The sequence below is a fragment of the Alteromonas ulvae genome, from assembly GCF_048987005.1.
Lineage (GTDB): Bacteria > Pseudomonadota > Gammaproteobacteria > Enterobacterales > Alteromonadaceae > Alteromonas.
Genome location: NZ_CP185261.1, coordinates 3,571,375 through 3,587,918 on the forward strand (window position 1 = coordinate 3,571,375; position 16,544 = coordinate 3,587,918).

Annotated in this window: 14 protein-coding genes; 9 read left to right on the top strand and 5 right to left on the bottom strand. The window is 44.0% G+C overall.

What is annotated here, in order from left to right; translation table 11 throughout:
* Positions 1-28: 28 nt before the first annotated feature.
* On the bottom strand, positions 29-2,251 hold the full coding sequence (locus tag ACOJR9_RS15500; protein WP_420933821.1) for a penicillin acylase family protein: 2,223 nt from the start codon (positions 2,249-2,251) through the stop codon (positions 29-31).
* A 287-nt stretch (positions 2,252-2,538) separates the two neighbouring features.
* On the opposite strand from ACOJR9_RS15500, the gene ACOJR9_RS15505 reads away from it, so the two are divergent.
* The 9 genes from ACOJR9_RS15505 to ACOJR9_RS15545 all read left to right on the top strand — a co-directional run bounded on the left by ACOJR9_RS15505 (position 2,539) and on the right by ACOJR9_RS15545 (position 12,747).
* The gene (locus tag ACOJR9_RS15505; RefSeq protein WP_420933822.1) at positions 2,539-2,937 is read left to right on the top strand and encodes a DUF3718 domain-containing protein; all 399 of its coding nucleotides are present in this window, start codon (positions 2,539-2,541) and stop codon (positions 2,935-2,937) included.
* 349 nt (positions 2,938-3,286) lie between these two features.
* The gene (locus tag ACOJR9_RS15510) at positions 3,287-3,937 is read left to right on the top strand and encodes a peroxiredoxin (RefSeq protein ID WP_420933823.1); all 651 of its coding nucleotides are present in this window, start codon (positions 3,287-3,289) and stop codon (positions 3,935-3,937) included.
* A gap of 73 nt (positions 3,938-4,010) precedes the next feature.
* Positions 4,011-4,880, top strand: coding sequence for an MBL fold metallo-hydrolase (locus tag ACOJR9_RS15515; RefSeq protein ID WP_420933824.1), 870 nt, complete (start codon positions 4,011-4,013; stop codon positions 4,878-4,880).
* Positions 4,881-4,889: 9 nt separating this feature from the next.
* The gene (locus ACOJR9_RS15520) at positions 4,890-5,291 is read left to right on the top strand and encodes a rhodanese-like domain-containing protein (RefSeq protein WP_420933825.1); all 402 of its coding nucleotides are present in this window, start codon (positions 4,890-4,892) and stop codon (positions 5,289-5,291) included.
* An 8-nt stretch (positions 5,292-5,299) separates the two neighbouring features.
* Positions 5,300-6,715 (top strand): alginate export family protein, encoded by a 1,416-nt coding sequence (locus ACOJR9_RS15525; protein WP_420933826.1) that lies wholly within the window; start codon positions 5,300-5,302, stop codon positions 6,713-6,715.
* A gap of 269 nt (positions 6,716-6,984) precedes the next feature.
* Positions 6,985-8,382 carry a cytochrome ubiquinol oxidase subunit I gene (locus ACOJR9_RS15530; protein WP_420933827.1) on the top strand — a complete coding sequence of 466 codons (1,398 nt, stop codon included), beginning with the start codon at positions 6,985-6,987 and terminating at the stop codon, positions 8,380-8,382.
* 2 nt (positions 8,383-8,384) lie between these two features.
* Complete coding sequence (gene cydB / locus ACOJR9_RS15535) at positions 8,385-9,386, top strand: cytochrome d ubiquinol oxidase subunit II (RefSeq protein ID WP_420933828.1); 1,002 nt, start codon at positions 8,385-8,387, stop codon at positions 9,384-9,386.
* A 23-nt stretch (positions 9,387-9,409) separates the two neighbouring features.
* Entirely contained in the window at positions 9,410-11,092 is a 1,683-nt protein-coding gene (cydD, locus tag ACOJR9_RS15540) for a thiol reductant ABC exporter subunit CydD (protein ID WP_420933829.1), read from the top strand.
* Complete coding sequence (locus ACOJR9_RS15545) at positions 11,089-12,747, top strand: amino acid ABC transporter ATP-binding/permease protein (RefSeq protein WP_420933830.1); 1,659 nt, start codon at positions 11,089-11,091, stop codon at positions 12,745-12,747. Before cydD ends, ACOJR9_RS15545 begins: the two co-directional genes overlap by 4 nt.
* Positions 12,748-12,753: 6 nt before the next feature.
* Here ACOJR9_RS15545 and ACOJR9_RS15550 read toward each other — a convergent pair whose 3' ends face one another.
* The 4 genes from ACOJR9_RS15550 to ACOJR9_RS15565 all read right to left on the bottom strand — a co-directional run bounded on the left by ACOJR9_RS15550 (position 12,754) and on the right by ACOJR9_RS15565 (position 16,542).
* Positions 12,754-13,263, bottom strand: coding sequence for a hypothetical protein (locus ACOJR9_RS15550; protein WP_420933831.1), 510 nt, complete (start codon positions 13,261-13,263; stop codon positions 12,754-12,756).
* A gap of 75 nt (positions 13,264-13,338) precedes the next feature.
* Entirely contained in the window at positions 13,339-13,899 is a 561-nt protein-coding gene (locus ACOJR9_RS15555) for a DUF2938 family protein (RefSeq protein WP_420933832.1), read from the bottom strand.
* Positions 13,900-14,006: 107 nt separating this feature from the next.
* Entirely contained in the window at positions 14,007-15,677 is a 1,671-nt protein-coding gene (locus ACOJR9_RS15560) for a TIGR01244 family sulfur transferase (RefSeq protein WP_420933833.1), read from the bottom strand.
* A 10-nt stretch (positions 15,678-15,687) separates the two neighbouring features.
* A complete protein-coding gene (locus ACOJR9_RS15565) occupies positions 15,688-16,542 on the bottom strand; it encodes an MBL fold metallo-hydrolase (protein ID WP_420933834.1) in 855 nt (284 codons plus the stop codon).
* Positions 16,543-16,544 lie beyond the last annotated feature (2 nt).

The window sequence follows — 16,544 nt, forward strand, 5'->3', positions numbered from 1 at the left end:
TCACCCATCGTTCGCTCATCAATGCATACTATCGCTGCCCAGGACGATACGTCTCTTCTGCGTTTGCCGCGATATCGTCAGCATAAAAATACACATCACGCAATTTACCTGAGACATAGACTTCCGCTTGGTCGTTATAGTGTTGAGAGTTTGGATTATTACTCAAGCCACCCGCGGTTATGGCCTTAGCCTTTAGCTTTTCGCCAAATTCAACTGCTGCCACAAAGCTATTTCCGCGCGTGCCATAAATTCGCTTTGTTTCACCCTGGCCATAATTTTGGCCGTAGGCCGCAAGAGCTCCCCACCGGCCAGACGCAAAACCAACGGGCAAGCTTGGTGCATTATCGTCGAAACGCTGTCGAATATCGGGGCTAATGCGCTGGAAACGATTAATTTCACCCCACGGGGTTTGCCATGTTCCAAAATCATTTGTTAGCTTATTAAATGCTGCTTCTAGTGAGGCTATACGCTCTTCATTAGAGGCAATAGTTTCCATGTAAGTATAAATACTCACATCAGCGTCTCGCGCCTTTTGACGGGCAGACATCATCAGGTCCATGCCCCAGAAAACGGCAACAGAGGTTGGAATACTTTCAATACCGCTGCGATTATCCCATCCTCGTAACGCTGCAATCGGCTCCTTTAAGGTTGCTTTTCGCGGATCAGAATTTGGCAGGTTATCAAAGGCTTCAAAGAGCGGTGGTAACAGCACATCGAAACCTGTTAGGTGACTATCGTAAGCCGCGTCAATTAGGCTATCGACATCAAAATCTGTTTTGTCTTTTAATACATTGATAGCGTGAATACCGCGATAGTTCTCGGTAGTTCCCGAGTAGTACGCTGGGTAATCCGATTTTTTAGGGCTGAACTCAGCTGCCGCACTGTAAGGCCAGTTATTGGTGTTTTGAATCCACCCGTTACCCGGATTTTTTATATGGATATGTTCTTCAAGGGGGTGAATGCCTTGCCAATCTGTAGCAGGGTTACTTCCATCTACTGGTTGAGTAAAATCGAAAGCCGTATCTCGACGAGGTACAAAATTACCGTGGAAGTAGGCAATAGTGCCATCTGCATCGGCGTATACGGTGTTGTTCGATGAATTCGTTAAGCCTTTCATTGCTGAATAAAACTCATCGTAATTTTGCGCTTTTGTGCGAGTGTAAGACTGTATGAGTGCCTTTACTGGCTCTTCCATCAGGCGCACTGACACCCACTTGCCGCTATGAGAGCGCACAATTGGCCCGCGGTGAGTAAAGTAAGCAGTCACTTGCTTTTGCTGCAGAGTGCCATCTTTTGCCTTATAAGGCAGTTCAATGAGCCGTGTTTCGAGTTTACGCTGTTCATTACCGTATTGATAATACAGCTCACCATCTTTTTCGATGACTGTCTCAGCATATTCGTCTATGACGTCTACATAGGTTGATGTATGCATCCACCCTACTCGCTCGTTAAAGCCCTGGTAGATAAAGAACTGGCCCCACGTAGATGCCCCATAGGCATTTAACCCTTCCTCTGATTGCACGTGAGCTTCGTGTCGAAAATAAAAGCTGGTATGAGGATTTACTAAAAGAAGCGCATTACCGTTTTTCGTACGACTAGGAGCAATAGCAAAGCCATTTGAGCCGCCCGGTTCTTTGGTTAGCGGGTCAGCTTCAGATGGTACGTTTGCCATATCATCGCCGTAGAATTCGGCCAAACTGGTGAGGTTAACGCCGCGCTCTATATCGCCACCAATGCTGCCCTCGCTAAAGGTGAGCGCCATCCAAGGCTCGAAGCGGGTAATGACTTTAGGTTTTACATCAGGGTGTGTATAGAGGTAATAGTTTAAACCGTCGGCAAACGCCACCATTAATTTTTTAAGCCACTCTGGGCTGGATTCATATTGCTGTTTTATTTTCTCAGGCTGAATAAATAGCTTCATGCGCAAGTCGCGGTAAATTTCGTCTTCCCCAAGATCTTCGGCTAAGCGCCCCATGGCATTGATGTAATTACGCTCAATTCGATTAAAGTCGTCTTCAGCTTGGGCGTACAGCATACCAAACACGGCATCTGCATCGGTTTTCCCTTTGATATGCGGTACACCCCAATTATCTCGAGTGATAGTCACATGCTGTGCGATCGCCTGCCAACGTGAGATTTCTTCTGATTTTTTATCAACTGACTGTTTGACCGCAGGTGCCTGATGATCCGGCGAACACGCAGCAATCAATACCGCCGCAACTACAACAAAATATATCGACAGATGCTTCATCTGCTTTTCCTTATCATTGATGGTAAACAAAACCTACTACTCATTAATTCAACTGTAAAGGAAGCCGTTTGTTACAGGCAGATAAAGATAAAAGAAAGCAAAACAGAATGTAATAGAGCACGTTTCTGTACTGTTGTTTTGCTTAGGCTCTAACTAAAGTATAGGTTTAAATACCTATATATTACTCAACATGTTTTTGTTTTTCTGAAATGGGCGTTTAATACAACTCAAGCAACGACAAGTGAGTTGCAAAAAACATTAAACAATTAACCACAGGAACTTTAACCATGTTGAAAATAGTTAAAACCTCTATCATCATCGCAGCGTCTTCGCTTGCTTTCTCAAACACAGCACAAGCAAATGACATCAACGATGCGCTTGCTAATATCTGCACCATCGTACAAGCCGACGACAAAGGTGAACTTCGTAAAAAAATGCGAAGTGTACAGGCAGATTACCGTTTAAAGCTTCGCGATTACTACGCGGGCGTGTCTTGTGACGGTCAAAGTCTTATTCGCACGGCAGTAACAAACAACGCGGTTGAAGTTGGCACGTTATTGGTCAAGCAGATGCCAAGTAAAGACTTACAAGCCCCTGAAGCAGATGGCAAAACACTTCAAGCGTGGATTGCTGAACAGGGTTTGCAAGACTCTCCTATTGCAGCTGAGCTTAACGGAAGAATTTAATAGACGAACGCAAACAATTTATCACGCCATGTGAGAAACAGTTTCAACATGGTAGCGGCTCCGGGCCGCACTAGAGGCCCCTTTAATGGGGCCTCGCCTTTTTTTACAGCACAGCAATGCTACTTACCACTTTTGTATCCTTCTGACTCACTTCACGCAAGTACTCAAGATCAATCAATCCATTTACATTAAACCTAGCATTTACAAAATAAATCCCAACGCCATAGTACTATCCCTTCAATCTGGTAACTCAATTCAAGTAATCATCAAATTAGATTAGATAAAACTTATATTTCTCGCTATATTAAATATGCATTTAAAATACACCTTAATAAGAGAGAGCATCACTATGACAACTGAAAATTCAAACACGGTTACATTTCCACAACTTAATCGTCCAGCACCTGACTTCTGTGCAAAAACAACACACGGTCAGAAATCACTTTCTGATTACAAAGGTAAGTGGTTAGTACTTTTCTCTCACCCAGCAGACTTTACACCGGTGTGTACCACAGAATTTATCGGATTTGCCAACGCTTCAGACAAGTTTGCATCTTTGAATACTGAACTGCTGGGGTTATCTATTGACAGCACACACTCGCACATTGCATGGGTTCGCAACATTAAAGAGAAGTTCGGCGTCACAATTCCCTTCCCTATTATTGCTGACCTTTCAATGGAAGTGGCCAAGTCTTACGGTATGGTTCAACCTAGTGCCAGTGACACTTCAGCGGTTCGTGCAACCTTCATCATCGACCCTGAAGGTATTTTGCGCGCCATGGTTTACTACCCAATGAGTAACGGCCGCGCCATTAACGAATTTGTGAGACTTGTTGAAGCGCTACAAACCAGTGATGAGCACAGTTGTGCCACCCCTGAAAATTGGAAAGTGGGCGAAGAAGTGATTGTGCCACCTCCACACACTGTAGAAGACGCCGAAGGTAGAGACACTGCGGGCTACAATTATGTAGATTGGTACTTCTGTAAAAAGTCTCTATAACTGTTATCTAACGTTTTGAAAATATATCAGTGATATAGAAATGCTATATCACTGACTTTACAAGGAGATTACGATGAGTACACATACTGAAATCACGTCGTTTTTAGATAGCGACAGTGAAACTTTCACTTATGTAGTAGAAGACAAGTCCACGTCTAAAGCCGTGATCATAGACCCGGTTTTAGATTTCGATTACAGTGCGGGTGGCATTCATACCCAAAGTGCAGAAAAAATAGCAAACTTCATTGAAGAGCGAGGATTACAGGTTGAGTGGGTACTGGAAACTCATGCTCATGCTGACCATTTATCGGCCGCTTCCTTCTTCAAACGCAAATACAACGCAAAAATTGGTATTGGGGCGCGTATTACAGAGGTTCAAAAAATCTTTAAAGCGCTGTTTAATTTGGAAAAAGAATTTCTTCCCAACGGTGCGCAATTCGATATGCTGTTTGAGGAAGGTGATATTCTTGAAGTGGGCAACCTGCGCTTTGAAGTGATGCATGTACCTGGCCATACTCCTGCAGACATTGCTTATTTACTTAATAAGGCATCGGTATTTGTAGGTGACACCATGTTTATGCCGGACGTAGGAACCGCTCGATGTGACTTCCCTGGGGGCAGTGCAACTACCTTATATGATTCCATACATCGTATTTTGGCATTACCTGAAGAAACGAATATCTACGTATGTCACGACTATCCGACACAGCATCGTACTCACGAAAGCAAAGTCACAGTCGGTGAGCAAAAAGAATACAATATTCATGTCAAGGACGGCGTCTCGAAGGCTGAATTTGTTAAGATGCGAGAAACAAGAGACGCTACATTGAGTATGCCTCGCTTGATTCTTCCTTCAATACAATTAAATGTAAGAGCAGGTGAGTTACCACCGCCGGAAGATAACCAGGTGAGCTACATCAAAATACCGATTAACCAACTTTGAGGCTATCCAATGAAAACGCCAAAGGTTTACATTAGTGAAGTAAAAGCCTGTGTTGAAGAAGTTACCGTGGACGATTTGATGATTGCGTTAACGCAACCCGATGTTATTTTGATCGACGTTAGAGAAAACGAAGAGTATCAAAACGGCCATATCTCAGCAGCGGTTAATATGCCAAGGGGGCTACTTGAGATGAAAATAAGTAGTCACCCCTTACTGTCGCATCATTGTGAAGAGAAAGATGCGATTGACGATTTAGCCCAACGCAGTATCTACTTAATTTGTAGGTCAGGTGGGCGCTCTGCATTGGCAGCCAAGTCGCTTTGTGAGATGGGTCACCGTTACGTATTTTCTGTGGCCGGCGGTATGGATGAGTGGCATAGGAAAGGTTTGCCGTTACACACTAATCGGTAGAACATAAAATGTGCTTCAACAAAAAAGCGGGAACAGCAGCGCTACTACTTTTTGTGTTTGCTCCCGCATCATCAGCTGAATCCCGCCATCTATATTATCAAGACATAGCTTATCAAGACACAGCCTATCAACAACATGGTTCTCAAAAGTCAAGCTACCAAAAAAGAAGACCTCAAAACGCGTCCCCTTTTAAAAAAGAAAAAGCGTCCATAAAAATTACTACCAATGTTCGAACACGATATGAGTATTTCGATAGTCAACTGGGCGCTGTACAAAAGACGGACGATGTTATCGCCACAAGAATTTCTTCACAACTTACGTTACAAAAAGGGCCATTTGCACTAGATGCCGAGCTTGTTGATAGCCGATTATTCCGATCAAGTGAATTTACCCCACTTGGCACAGATGACATAAATACAACGGAGCCTACTCAGCTATCCATATCATGGAAAAGCCAGCTAAACGATCGCGATAAAACCGCACAAATATCCGAGTTATCACTAAAAGCTGGGCGATTTACAATGGACATAGGAAGCCGCCGACTTGTAGCAAGGAACCGATTTAGAAATACGATAAACACCTTTGATGGATTGAAAGCCGATTATCGCAAAGAAAGCTTTTCTACCACTTTCTTTTATACCTTTCCCGTTTCTCGCTTTCCCGAACGCTACACCGAAGAAAGTGCTTCCGAGTTTGAACTCGATAAGTCGTCGAGTAACCAACGCTTTTACGGTTTTTTTTCAGACGTAGAGACAGACCGACTCAACCTAGCGTTCTATGCTTTTCGAGACCGTTTTACAAGTATCGATAAAAGTGGCCAAACGGGTCCTCAATCAAATACACAAAGAAATACTTTTGGGCACCTAGCAAAAGTCGCTTTGACGAACAACACAACCCTTGATTATGAGGTAGCATTTCAACGAGGAAATAGAGGTTTTCAAGCTATTAGAGCAGAGTTTATTCATACCGCTGTCACATCATCTCTTGATAATGTAAACATGCAGCTCTTTTTTGATAAAGCAACGGGTGATGATCCCGCTACCGATACTTATGAAGGGTTCAGTACGCTTTTCGGTGCTCGTAGATTCGAATTTGGTCCTACTGGAATATTCGGTTTGTTTGCTCGAGACAACATGAGTTCACCGGGTATTTCAACTCAAGTTGCTATTAACGAATATACAGAGTTACAGCTTAAATATAGATACTTCAATATTCATAAAAGCGGCAATTCGGGGCGCTTAAATGGGATTGCCCTAGCAAACCACGACTTTTTAGGCACTCTTTTTGAACTGCGTTTGCGATTGCAGCTCAACCCAAGCATTAAGCTTGAAGCGGGATTTGCAAAAAGCAGATTGAATGAAGCGCTGCTACTTTCTCAACCTGTAAATAATTACGGCTATTTACAGTCTTCTTATTTCTTTTAGTCGTGCATGCATTTAAGCGCCGGCCGCACACAACGGAAAAGTATAAAACAGCTTAAAGTTAACTATATTTAATCTTTAATTGGATTCGTTTTCGGCTTTTTAATCCTTGTTTTTACGTGTTTTTTGAATCTTCCCACTCACTCTAAATGAGCATTTAAAATATACATTTAAGAAAAAATAGAGTACATTACGCTCATGGCTCCCACCGTGCTAATAGTGAACAAAACCAAACACACTATTGCCAGTCATCTTACAAAGAGGTTTACGCTATGGAATTGGATCCGCTCGTATTATCGAGAATACAATTTGCTTTTGTGGTGTGTTTCCACGCCATATTTCCCGTCTTTACTATTGGCCTGGCAAGCACAATTGCAGGATTCGAGACACTTTACTTCAAAACCGAAAACCCGATATGGCAGCGACTGTCTAAGTTCTGGATACAGGTTTTTGCTGTTGTCTTTGGTATTGGGGTGGTATCGGGCATTGTGATGTCTTTCCAATTTGGCACTAATTGGAGTAATTTCTCTTATGCCACGGCTAACTTTTTGGGGCCAGTGCTAAGCTACGAAGTCATCACTGCATTCTTCCTAGAAGCTGCCTTTTTAGGGGTGTTACTTTTCGGTCGAGATAAAGTGCCTCAGGGCGTCCACCTATTCGCTGCCATCATGGTGGCAACAGGCACCTTTATTTCTTCGTTTTGGATCTTATCAGCCAACTCTCTACTTCAAACACCAGACGGTTTAGAGCTGATAAATGGTATGTATCACGTGAAGTCTTGGACTGATGCATTGTTTACTGCATCATTTGGCTATCGTTTTACCCACATGGCACTAGCTTCGTTCCTAACAGCCGCCCTAGTTGTTGCTGGCGTAAGCGCATGGTTTATATTGCAAAAACGCGAATTGGAAGCTAACAAGAAAGCACTATCAGTTGCACTCTGGTTTTTACTGTTTCTCGCTCCAATGCAGACAGTCGTGGGAGACTACCATGGCTTGAACACCATGAAACATCAGCCAACAAAGGTCGCTGCCATGGAAGGGAACTGGGAGACTAGTACCGGAGTTCCACTACTGCTTTTTGCCATTCCAGATAAAGAAGAACAAACAAATCACTTTGAGGTAAAAATACCTAAACTGGCCAGTTTCATTCTTACTCACGACTGGGACGGTGAAGTACCAGGTTTGAAAGCGGTGCCGGTTGAAGAGCAACCTCCTGTATTTATCGTATTTTGGTCATTCAGAGTCATGGTGGCCTTGGGTCTTCTTATGGTCGTGTTTGGCATCTGGGGGCTCATCTACAGAAGAGGCGGTAAAATTTATACTTCTCCCGTCTTTTTACAGGGTCTAAGAGTGATGAGCATTAGTCCATTCTTAGCGGTATTAGCAGGATGGGTAGTAACTGAAGCTGGCCGTGCACCTTGGCTTATTTATGGTCAAATGACACATGCAGAGGGCCTAACTCCCTCGCTTACAGGTGGTATGGCACTGTTTTCATTAATTGGCTACATAACAGTTTACGCACTCGTGTTCAGTGCAGGTATCTATTACCTTCTTAAAGTTTTCAAAGGTGGCTTAGAAAAAGCAAATGCACCTCACGAGATGGATGAAATAGAAAGACCAGCCCGTCCTTTTTCTGCAGGCCACGTTGCCATTGATGGAGACCTATAATTATGGAACAAACATTTGATTTAACACTTATTTGGGCCGGTATAATTGGCTTCGGCATCATGATGTATGTCCTTATGGATGGTTTTGATTTAGGCCAAGGTATCCTTTACCCCTTTGCGCCAGATGAACAAGCGCGAGATAAAATGATGAATTCCGTCGCCCCTGTATGGGATGGCAATGAAACATGGCTTGTATTGGGGGGCGCGGGCTTACTCGCGGCCTTCCCACTGGTTTACTCCATATTTCTACCTGCTTTGTATATCGGTGTTTTTCTATTGCTCGCTGGGTTAATTTTTAGAGGTGTGGCGTTCGAATTTAGGTTTAAAGCAAAGACATCAAAGTACCTGTGGAGCTGGTCATTTTCTGTAGGCTCTTTTGTTGCCTCATTTGCACAAGGAGCAGTAGTGGGTGCTTACATTCAAGGGTTTGAAACTGAGGGGTTTGCCTATTCAGGAGGCCCGCTAGACTGGCTTACACCGTTTACGGTATTAACCGGTTTTGGACTAGTCATCGGTTACGCCCTTTTAGGAAGCACATGGTTAATTATGAAAACCGATGGCGCAGTTCAACAGTGGGCGTATAAAATAACGCCAAAACTTCTGTTTGGCCTGATGGCAGTTTTTGCCGCGGTAAGCATTTACACTCCCTTTGTTGATAGTTCAGTAATGTCACGCTGGTTCGATGGCATTAGCCTAATATGGGCACTTCCCACTCTCGCACTATTTTGTGCATTCATTGTTCTTCGCGCAGTGAAAAAGCAACAAGACGGTATGCCGTTTGTGGCCACCATGGGCATATTCCTCTTTACTTATTTAGGCCTGTTAGCCAGTAAATGGCCCTACATAGTACCGCCTAAGTTTACCATTTACGACGCCGCATCAGCCTACAACTCACAGTTATTTCTGTTGCTTGGCTTCTTATTTGTCATTCCTATTGTGTTGGCTTACACAAGCTGGACTTATTGGGTATTTAGAGGAAAAGTGGGCGACGCTGGTTACCACTAAATATGAACAATAAGCCGGCTCTCATGCCTGATATGACAGACATATCAGGCACACAATTTCTTAAACAGCAAATAGCTAGTCAGCGCCCTCTCCTTAATCGTTCGGTTGTATTTGGAGGCTGCGCCTCGCTGTTTATGATTGCGCAATGGCTACTAGTTGCCTTTATAGCCCATAGTGTACTTGTCGACAGTTCGAGTTTATCAAGTTTGTGGGTATATTGGCTGCTGCTCATTGTTGTGAGCGTGATAAAACCATGGCTTAACTTCCAACAAAGTAACCAAGCTCAGGTTGCAAGCGCAAAGGTAAAGCGCAGTATTCGCAGCACGCTAATGACGCGCTGGAACAACACAAGCCCCGTTGCCTTACAAATCCTCTCTGGCGGCGCTATTGCATCGCAATGGATTGAAGACATAGAGGCTATTGACGGTTACTTCTCGCGCTACTGGCCGCAGCAAATGCTTGCTGTCCTGTCGCCCCTTTTTATTATCATTGTCGTAGGCTATTTAAATTGGCTTTGCGCAGTGCTGTTAATCGTTTCTGCGCCGCTCATTCCACTATTTATGGTTTTAGTGGGCATGGGCGCAGAGCATATCAATGAAAAATATGCGTTGCTCAGACAGCGCTTAGCTGGGCACTTTCTCGATCGCATTGCTAACCTTTCTACTATTTCTCTATTAGGCGCTCAGCAAACTATGTCTGAGGAAGTAGCAACACGAGGCGATAATTATCGTCAGGTTGTTATGAAAACACTCAAGCTCGCGTTTTTATCTTCAACTGTCCTTGAGTTTTTTACCAGTGTGGCCATTGCTAGTCTCGCGATTTATATCGGCTTTTCTCTTTATGGGGCCATTAACTGGGGCCCAGCTCAGTCGCTCACGTTATACTCAGGCCTTGCCATTTTGTTGCTAGCGCCAGAGTTTTTTAAGCCCCTGCGAAATCTTTCAGCCTACTATCACGATAAAGCCAGCGCGGTGGGTGCCGCCAATAATATCGTAGCATCGTTAACCCAGTTACAGTATGAAGAGGAACAGTACGGCAATGGTGATGCAAGAAAAATTACGCTATCGGAGGGTGACGCAAGGCTTGAACTGAAAAATCTTGTTGTGGGCTACCGATCTCACTTGCCATTAAATAAAAGTGTTACCGCTGAGATTTCAAAGTGCGGCTTACTTGTGTTTTCAGGAGACTCTGGCTGCGGAAAAACGACCCTGTTAAATACCCTTGCAGGCTATCTCAACCCTATTGCTGGAGAGGTAAATGTAACAATAAACAGTAAACGCTCCATTGCCTACTTACCGCAAAAAGCATGGATTAAAAATGCCAGCATTCGACATAATCTTGCTATTGCCGCTCCAGCTGCTAACGATCCCCAAATGCTAGCGGCTTTAGAGAAACTTGATTTAACGAACGAAATCGCCCTCAAGCATCAAGGCCTCGACACCGTATTAGGTGAGCACGGCCAAGGCCTATCTGGCGGTCAAATGCAGCGAATTTCTCTGGCCAGAGTATTGCTCAACCCGTCTCAAGTAATATTGCTAGATGAACCCACTGCAAGCCTCGATGTAAAGAGCAAAGGTTTGATTTATGACGCTATTAAGGAACTTAAAGAGAAAGCCATAATCGCCATCTCTACCCACGACTCAAGGATAATTTCTATGGCAGATATCCATATCGACCTCACTAAAAAGGTGAAGTCGCCACAATGAAGTTTTGGCTATCGATTATCTATCAGAGCGAACGCAAGCGACTTTTCATTGGCCTATTTTGGTCGCTATTAACCATGCTATCCGGCGTTGGGCTACTGGCTCTATCAGGCTGGCTAATTACCGCCACTGCACTAGCAGGGCTAGCTATAAGTGCAGGCTTGATTGTAAAGCTTGATATGTATATGCCTGGCTCGGGTATTCGTTACTTTGCGTTAAGCCGTACCATCGGCCGCTATATCGAGAGGCTTTATAATCACGATACCATTTTGCGGCTTATCGCGACCTATCGAGTAACAATATTCAAAGCACTCTCGCATAAGCCACTTCACGAAATAAGACAAACCTCAGATAGCGAATGGTTGAGCCGTCTTACCTCAGACCTAGATGCCTTAGACGGTATTTTAATTCGCTACACGATACCTACGCTTTCCACGGGGCTTGTTATCTTATTGGTCAGTGCTTTTTTGTGCTTTATCTGGTTTGATTTTGCCGCCGTGTTTTTTCTTACAGCAGCACTTTCGTGGATGTTATTGATCAGGCTTTCGATTTCACTAACTAAGGGGGCGGCAAAAGCATCAATTTCCCAACTCAATAGCACTAGAGAGTCGTTAATAAGCCATGTTAAGGGGGCTTTTGTTTTATCTAGCCAAGATATGATGAATACGCATCAAGCCAATACTCTTGATGAGCTGTCACTGTTTGAATACCACCATGCTGCATTACAAAAACGCATAGCAAAACTTCAGTTTATTACCGACAGCCTTTTTGGTATTGCACTAGGTGCCGTTTTGTTCTCTGGCCTTTGGGCCGTGAATAACCAAATAATTGAAGGCCCTACAGCCGTTATGTTAGCGCTTTTGTTTGTTGGGGTATCTGAGTTGCTGCAAACCATACCGGAGCAATTTAGCACGTGGGGGAAAACAGAATATGCTTGTGAGCGGCTTAAAAAACTGGCGTCCTCAGAAATTGAAACGGATTTAACCCACATCAATCATATACAAACGGTTGCGTGTAAAGTACGAAACCTCCTCACTATTCCCGCAAGTTTCGATAGAGAGATATCTTTTACCCTTTTTGACACCAAACCACTTTTTATAACGGGTCGTTCAGGCGCTGGCAAATCGACACTGGCGAAGCTTTTATTTAAGCTTACTCCGGCTGTTTCTCCCAATGTTGATATGAAGATTAATAACCGCTCTATATCAGATATATCATCAAAAAGTTTATACAGCATGAGTAGTTACCTTGAGCAGTCTCCTAGCCTATTATCGGGAAGCCTGTATTACAATTTAACACTCGGTTTAAACAACGTAGATGAACAAAAAATATTTGATGTTCTCGCTACAGTTGAGCTTCTTGAATGGGCCGATGCGCTTCCAGAGGGTTTAAATACATGGCTTGGTGAGAGCGGCGGGCAGGTGTCAGGAGGGCAAGCTAGGCGCTTGTGCTTGGCCAGGCTACTACTTAGAAATCCCGCGCTAGTTGTATTAGATGAACCGTTTAATGGGCTAGATAACACCATGGCCAAACGTATTTATGACCGAATATCGCCATGGCTTGAGGCGCGCAAATCTATTATTTTGCTGCATGAAGTGCCTAGTTTTGTTTTAGGCAAAGAAGATAAGAATCAGCACTTAGATGTAGATTTGCAATAATAACTGTTAAAAATCGAAGCCCAATGCTACACCAGCTACCACTGAGCTACCGTGCCCAAAGTGATAATCAACATGTAGTTGTGGCGAAACCGTGTACCCATGGTAGCGATATTCGTATAGCGTTCCTAGTCGTGTGACTGCGAAATCATGTTCACTAGAGTGTTCAAAACCCGGCCCCACCTGCACAATAAATTGTTCGGTAAGATGTATATCGGCCACTGCAAGCACAGTTAGCGCATCTAACGAGCCGTACGCATATTCGACAACACTTCCGAGCCCTAAAAGGGGAGAAACTCTGTATTCATAGTCAATACCGAGGGTTAAACCGCTGCCATGTCCTGAAAAGTCAGTATGACCCGTGAATACTGATAAATGATTAGGTGCATGCACTTCCTCAGACGCATGAGCGGGAAACATCAACATACCTAAAGGCATGGTTAGAGGTAAGACTAAAGATAAAAAGTCTTGCGAGCAGGCTGTAAGGTTCCGCCAGCCTTTACTCTTGAACGTTGTCATGAAAAACCCTTAACAAAAATGCGTTACTTGAAGAGCCATAATAATCTACCGCGCGCCAGTCTTAAGCGTATCGGTCTAGAACTCTCGCCTCGTGCTCATCCATCTCTCCATAAACCATTTTTCGTTAAACCAACCCGCTAAATAAAGACCAACAGAGAATACAAAATGGGATAGCAATACTTTTGTTTGAAGCATGCCAGGATTAGGTGTTAATAACCCAGCGATACCGTAGCCCATGCCGGGATACATAACAAAAAAAGGAATACTGCAGGTTGCGAAGCCCACAATAAATGCTGACAAAAAGGAAGGGGCTTGCATCCATTTCAATCCAGTAAACGCCAACATGAGTGCAGCAAAACTTACTCCGATACCATAATGCCCTAGCCATCCTAGCGCTAACTCCCCCACACGCGGAGCGGCTGCTTTGATAGATGCATGGGAAAATATACCGTCGGTCATATAGATAACCCACCTTCCGATGAATTCATACCGAGTTAAAGGCTTATCAAAAACGATGTGTTGTAAGTAATTAATAATATCGAGAAAGGCAGTGGCGAACACACCTAATACCACCGCTGCGATAAAAAATCGGACACTGCTTTTTTTGGTTTCTTTGCTTTCTAAAACTGAAGTCATGATGAACTAATTTACTTGAGCGGGAGGGGTTTATAACATCAGGCAGTGAGCTTTCTTATCTACCCGATGTTATTAAACTATGCTATTGAATATTGATTTCGCAGTACTTATTGAGGTGTGTGCGTTTTAGGCTTTGCCAACCATTCGCGCCCTTTAAGCATGCCTTCCCAATAGATAGGTGGAAGCAACTTTTCTTTTAAATACCAAGCGAGACGGGACGGCTTAGTGCCATCTAACACCCATGACGGCATGCTATTTAAAATCTTACCACCGTAACCAAACTCCGCGAGTACCACTTTGCCGCGCTCTACCGTTAAAGGGCAGCTTCCATAACCATTGTATATTGCCTTACCTGTTTGCACTCCTCGCTCGTAAAGCAAGTTGTTTGCTACTACTGGCGCTTGCATTCTGGCTGCTGCTGCGGTTTTTGCGTTGGGAGAGTTTGTTGCATCACCTAATGCAAAAATGTTCTCGTACATTTTATGCTGTAATGTCGACTGATCTACATCTATCCAGCCATTGGCATCGACAAGCGGGCTTACCTTTATAAAGTCAGGTGGCGATTGCGGAGGAACAGCATGGAGCATATCGAACTCAGTCTCCACGAGCGGCGCATCCGGTTCAGCTACATTTTTAAATGAAGCTACTCTTGATTTACCATCAACTTTCACTAACTGATGCTCAAAGTTGAGGTGCGCATTGTACTTTTGAATATACTCCATTAACGCGGGTACGTATTCTTTAACGCCAAAGAGCACGGCTCCGGTGTTGTAAAATTGAACATCAATATTACCCAGCACGCCCTCTTTAAGCCAGTGATCACATGACAGGTACATGGCCTTCTGAGGCGCACCAGCACACTTTATAGGCATTGGAGGTTGCGAAAATATCGCTTTGCCTTTTTTGAGGTTTTTAACCAATTCCCACGTATAGGGTGCTAAATCGAACCGATAGTTGGAAGTGACACCGTTTTCACCTAGCGTCTCACTAAGACCTTCAATTTTACTCCAATCCAGTTTAATTCCAGGACATACAACTAAGTGCTCATATTTTACGGTTCTGCATCCGTCGACAACAATCATATTTTCTTTTGGAGAAAAGGCAGCTACACCGGCTTTTATCCATTTCACATTTTGTGGAATAACCGATGCAATGGTTCTCACTGTCTCATTAGCGTTAAAAACACCTCCGCCAACAAGCGTCCACCCTGGTTGGTAATAGTGCACTTCGTTTGGCTCAACAATGGCAATATCGAGGTCTGGACATCGAGCTTTAAGGCTTGAAGCCACCGCTACACCGCCAGCCCCGGCTCCCACAATCACTACGGCGTGAGAATAATCGGCATGGTCGGTAGGCGTTTCACCACTATTTTTTAGGCGTCGCACTACACCACTTAGGTCATAACCTGACTTTTGCGAAAGGGTAAGTATCTCTTCAAAAGATAAGGTTTTTACCGCTGTCATCGCCCATAACGTTATAGAGCGAGTCCCCGTTCTGCAATACGCAAAAACTGGGCCTTCTAACTTTTGTAGATTCTCTTCAAATTTAACGGCATCTTCCGTTGTAACCTTCCCACTCACTACGGGCTGATAGACACAGGGAATACCCGCTGAGGTAGCTTTCGCCTCTATCTCAGAAAATGTGGGCTGATCTGCGCCCTCACCATTTGGCCTATTGCAAACAATCGATTTGAACCCGGCGGCTTTTATTGCCTCTATATCTTCAACTAAAATCTGGGGTGAAACAGAAAGCTGTTGTGTAACGTTTGCGTAATTCATACCTCACCTCCTAAATAGCGTTTACTGGAATTTTGATAAATTGCTTGCCGCTCTTTGAAGGTGCCCCAAACTGCCCATTTCTAAGGTTCGCCTGAATAGCCGGCAACAGTAGTTTTGGCACAGCGAGAGTGGCATCTCTTGCTTCTCGTTTTTCAACATATTCTGCTAAAGGCACATCTGGGCGGATTTGTTTATTGGTTTCTTTTGCCTCTTTGATCGTCAGCGTAGACAGTGGCTCGCTACCTTCTTTCGGGTAATCGTGCCCAAGATGCACAACGGTATCGTCAGGCAGAGTAAAAAAGCGTTGAATGGTGTTATAGAGTTGCTCTGCGCTGCCGCCCGGGAAATCGCATCTCGCTGTGCCCAAGTTCGGCGCGAACATGGTATCACCGACAAAAATTTTCCCGTCGACTAGAAAGCTTGCACATGCCGGTGTATGACCCGGCGTATGCCAAACTGCTACTTCATATTCACCAATGTTAAACGTGTCACCTTCTTCGAATAACACATCAAACTGGCTGCCATCATTGGGCGTATCATTTGAAATTTCGAAAACGTCTAACCAGGTATCAAGCACTGCTCTAATGCCCGACCCAATGCCGATTTTGCCGCCCACTTTCGACTTCAAATAATGCGCTGCCGTTATATGATCTGCATGTACGTGGGTTTCTAAAATCCATTGATTGATCAGTTTGTTATCATTAATAAATGCAACAACGTTGTCGGCGCTTTCCATCGTTACGCGACCAGAAAAAATGTCGTAATCGGCAACCGAATCTATAACACCGCATTCTTTGGAAATTGGATCGAAAAGTACGTAGGTGAATGTTGCTGTTTTGTTGTCGTAGAATGTTTCAACGTTCATGG

What these genes read in the sequence shown, in the direction of transcription:
- ACOJR9_RS15500 (WP_420933821.1), bottom strand. Translation starts at nt 2,251, where the DNA reads ATGAAGCATCTGTCGATATATTTTGTTGTAGTTGCGGCGGTATTGATT.
- ACOJR9_RS15505 (WP_420933822.1), top strand. Translation starts at nt 2,539, where the DNA reads ATGTTGAAAATAGTTAAAACCTCTATCATCATCGCAGCGTCTTCGCTT.
- ACOJR9_RS15510 (WP_420933823.1), top strand. Translation starts at nt 3,287, where the DNA reads ATGACAACTGAAAATTCAAACACGGTTACATTTCCACAACTTAATCGT.
- ACOJR9_RS15515 (WP_420933824.1), top strand. Translation starts at nt 4,011, where the DNA reads ATGAGTACACATACTGAAATCACGTCGTTTTTAGATAGCGACAGTGAA.
- ACOJR9_RS15520 (WP_420933825.1), top strand. Translation starts at nt 4,890, where the DNA reads ATGAAAACGCCAAAGGTTTACATTAGTGAAGTAAAAGCCTGTGTTGAA.
- ACOJR9_RS15525 (WP_420933826.1), top strand. Translation starts at nt 5,300, where the DNA reads ATGTGCTTCAACAAAAAAGCGGGAACAGCAGCGCTACTACTTTTTGTG.
- ACOJR9_RS15530 (WP_420933827.1), top strand. Translation starts at nt 6,985, where the DNA reads ATGGAATTGGATCCGCTCGTATTATCGAGAATACAATTTGCTTTTGTG.
- cydB (WP_420933828.1), top strand. Translation starts at nt 8,385, where the DNA reads ATGGAACAAACATTTGATTTAACACTTATTTGGGCCGGTATAATTGGC.
- cydD (WP_420933829.1), top strand. Translation starts at nt 9,410, where the DNA reads ATGCCTGATATGACAGACATATCAGGCACACAATTTCTTAAACAGCAA.
- ACOJR9_RS15545 (WP_420933830.1), top strand. Translation starts at nt 11,089, where the DNA reads ATGAAGTTTTGGCTATCGATTATCTATCAGAGCGAACGCAAGCGACTT.
- ACOJR9_RS15550 (WP_420933831.1), bottom strand. Translation starts at nt 13,263, where the DNA reads ATGACAACGTTCAAGAGTAAAGGCTGGCGGAACCTTACAGCCTGCTCG.
- ACOJR9_RS15555 (WP_420933832.1), bottom strand. Translation starts at nt 13,899, where the DNA reads ATGACTTCAGTTTTAGAAAGCAAAGAAACCAAAAAAAGCAGTGTCCGA.
- ACOJR9_RS15560 (WP_420933833.1), bottom strand. Translation starts at nt 15,677, where the DNA reads ATGAATTACGCAAACGTTACACAACAGCTTTCTGTTTCACCCCAGATT.
- ACOJR9_RS15565 (WP_420933834.1), bottom strand. Translation starts at nt 16,542, where the DNA reads ATGAACGTTGAAACATTCTACGACAACAAAACAGCAACATTCACCTAC.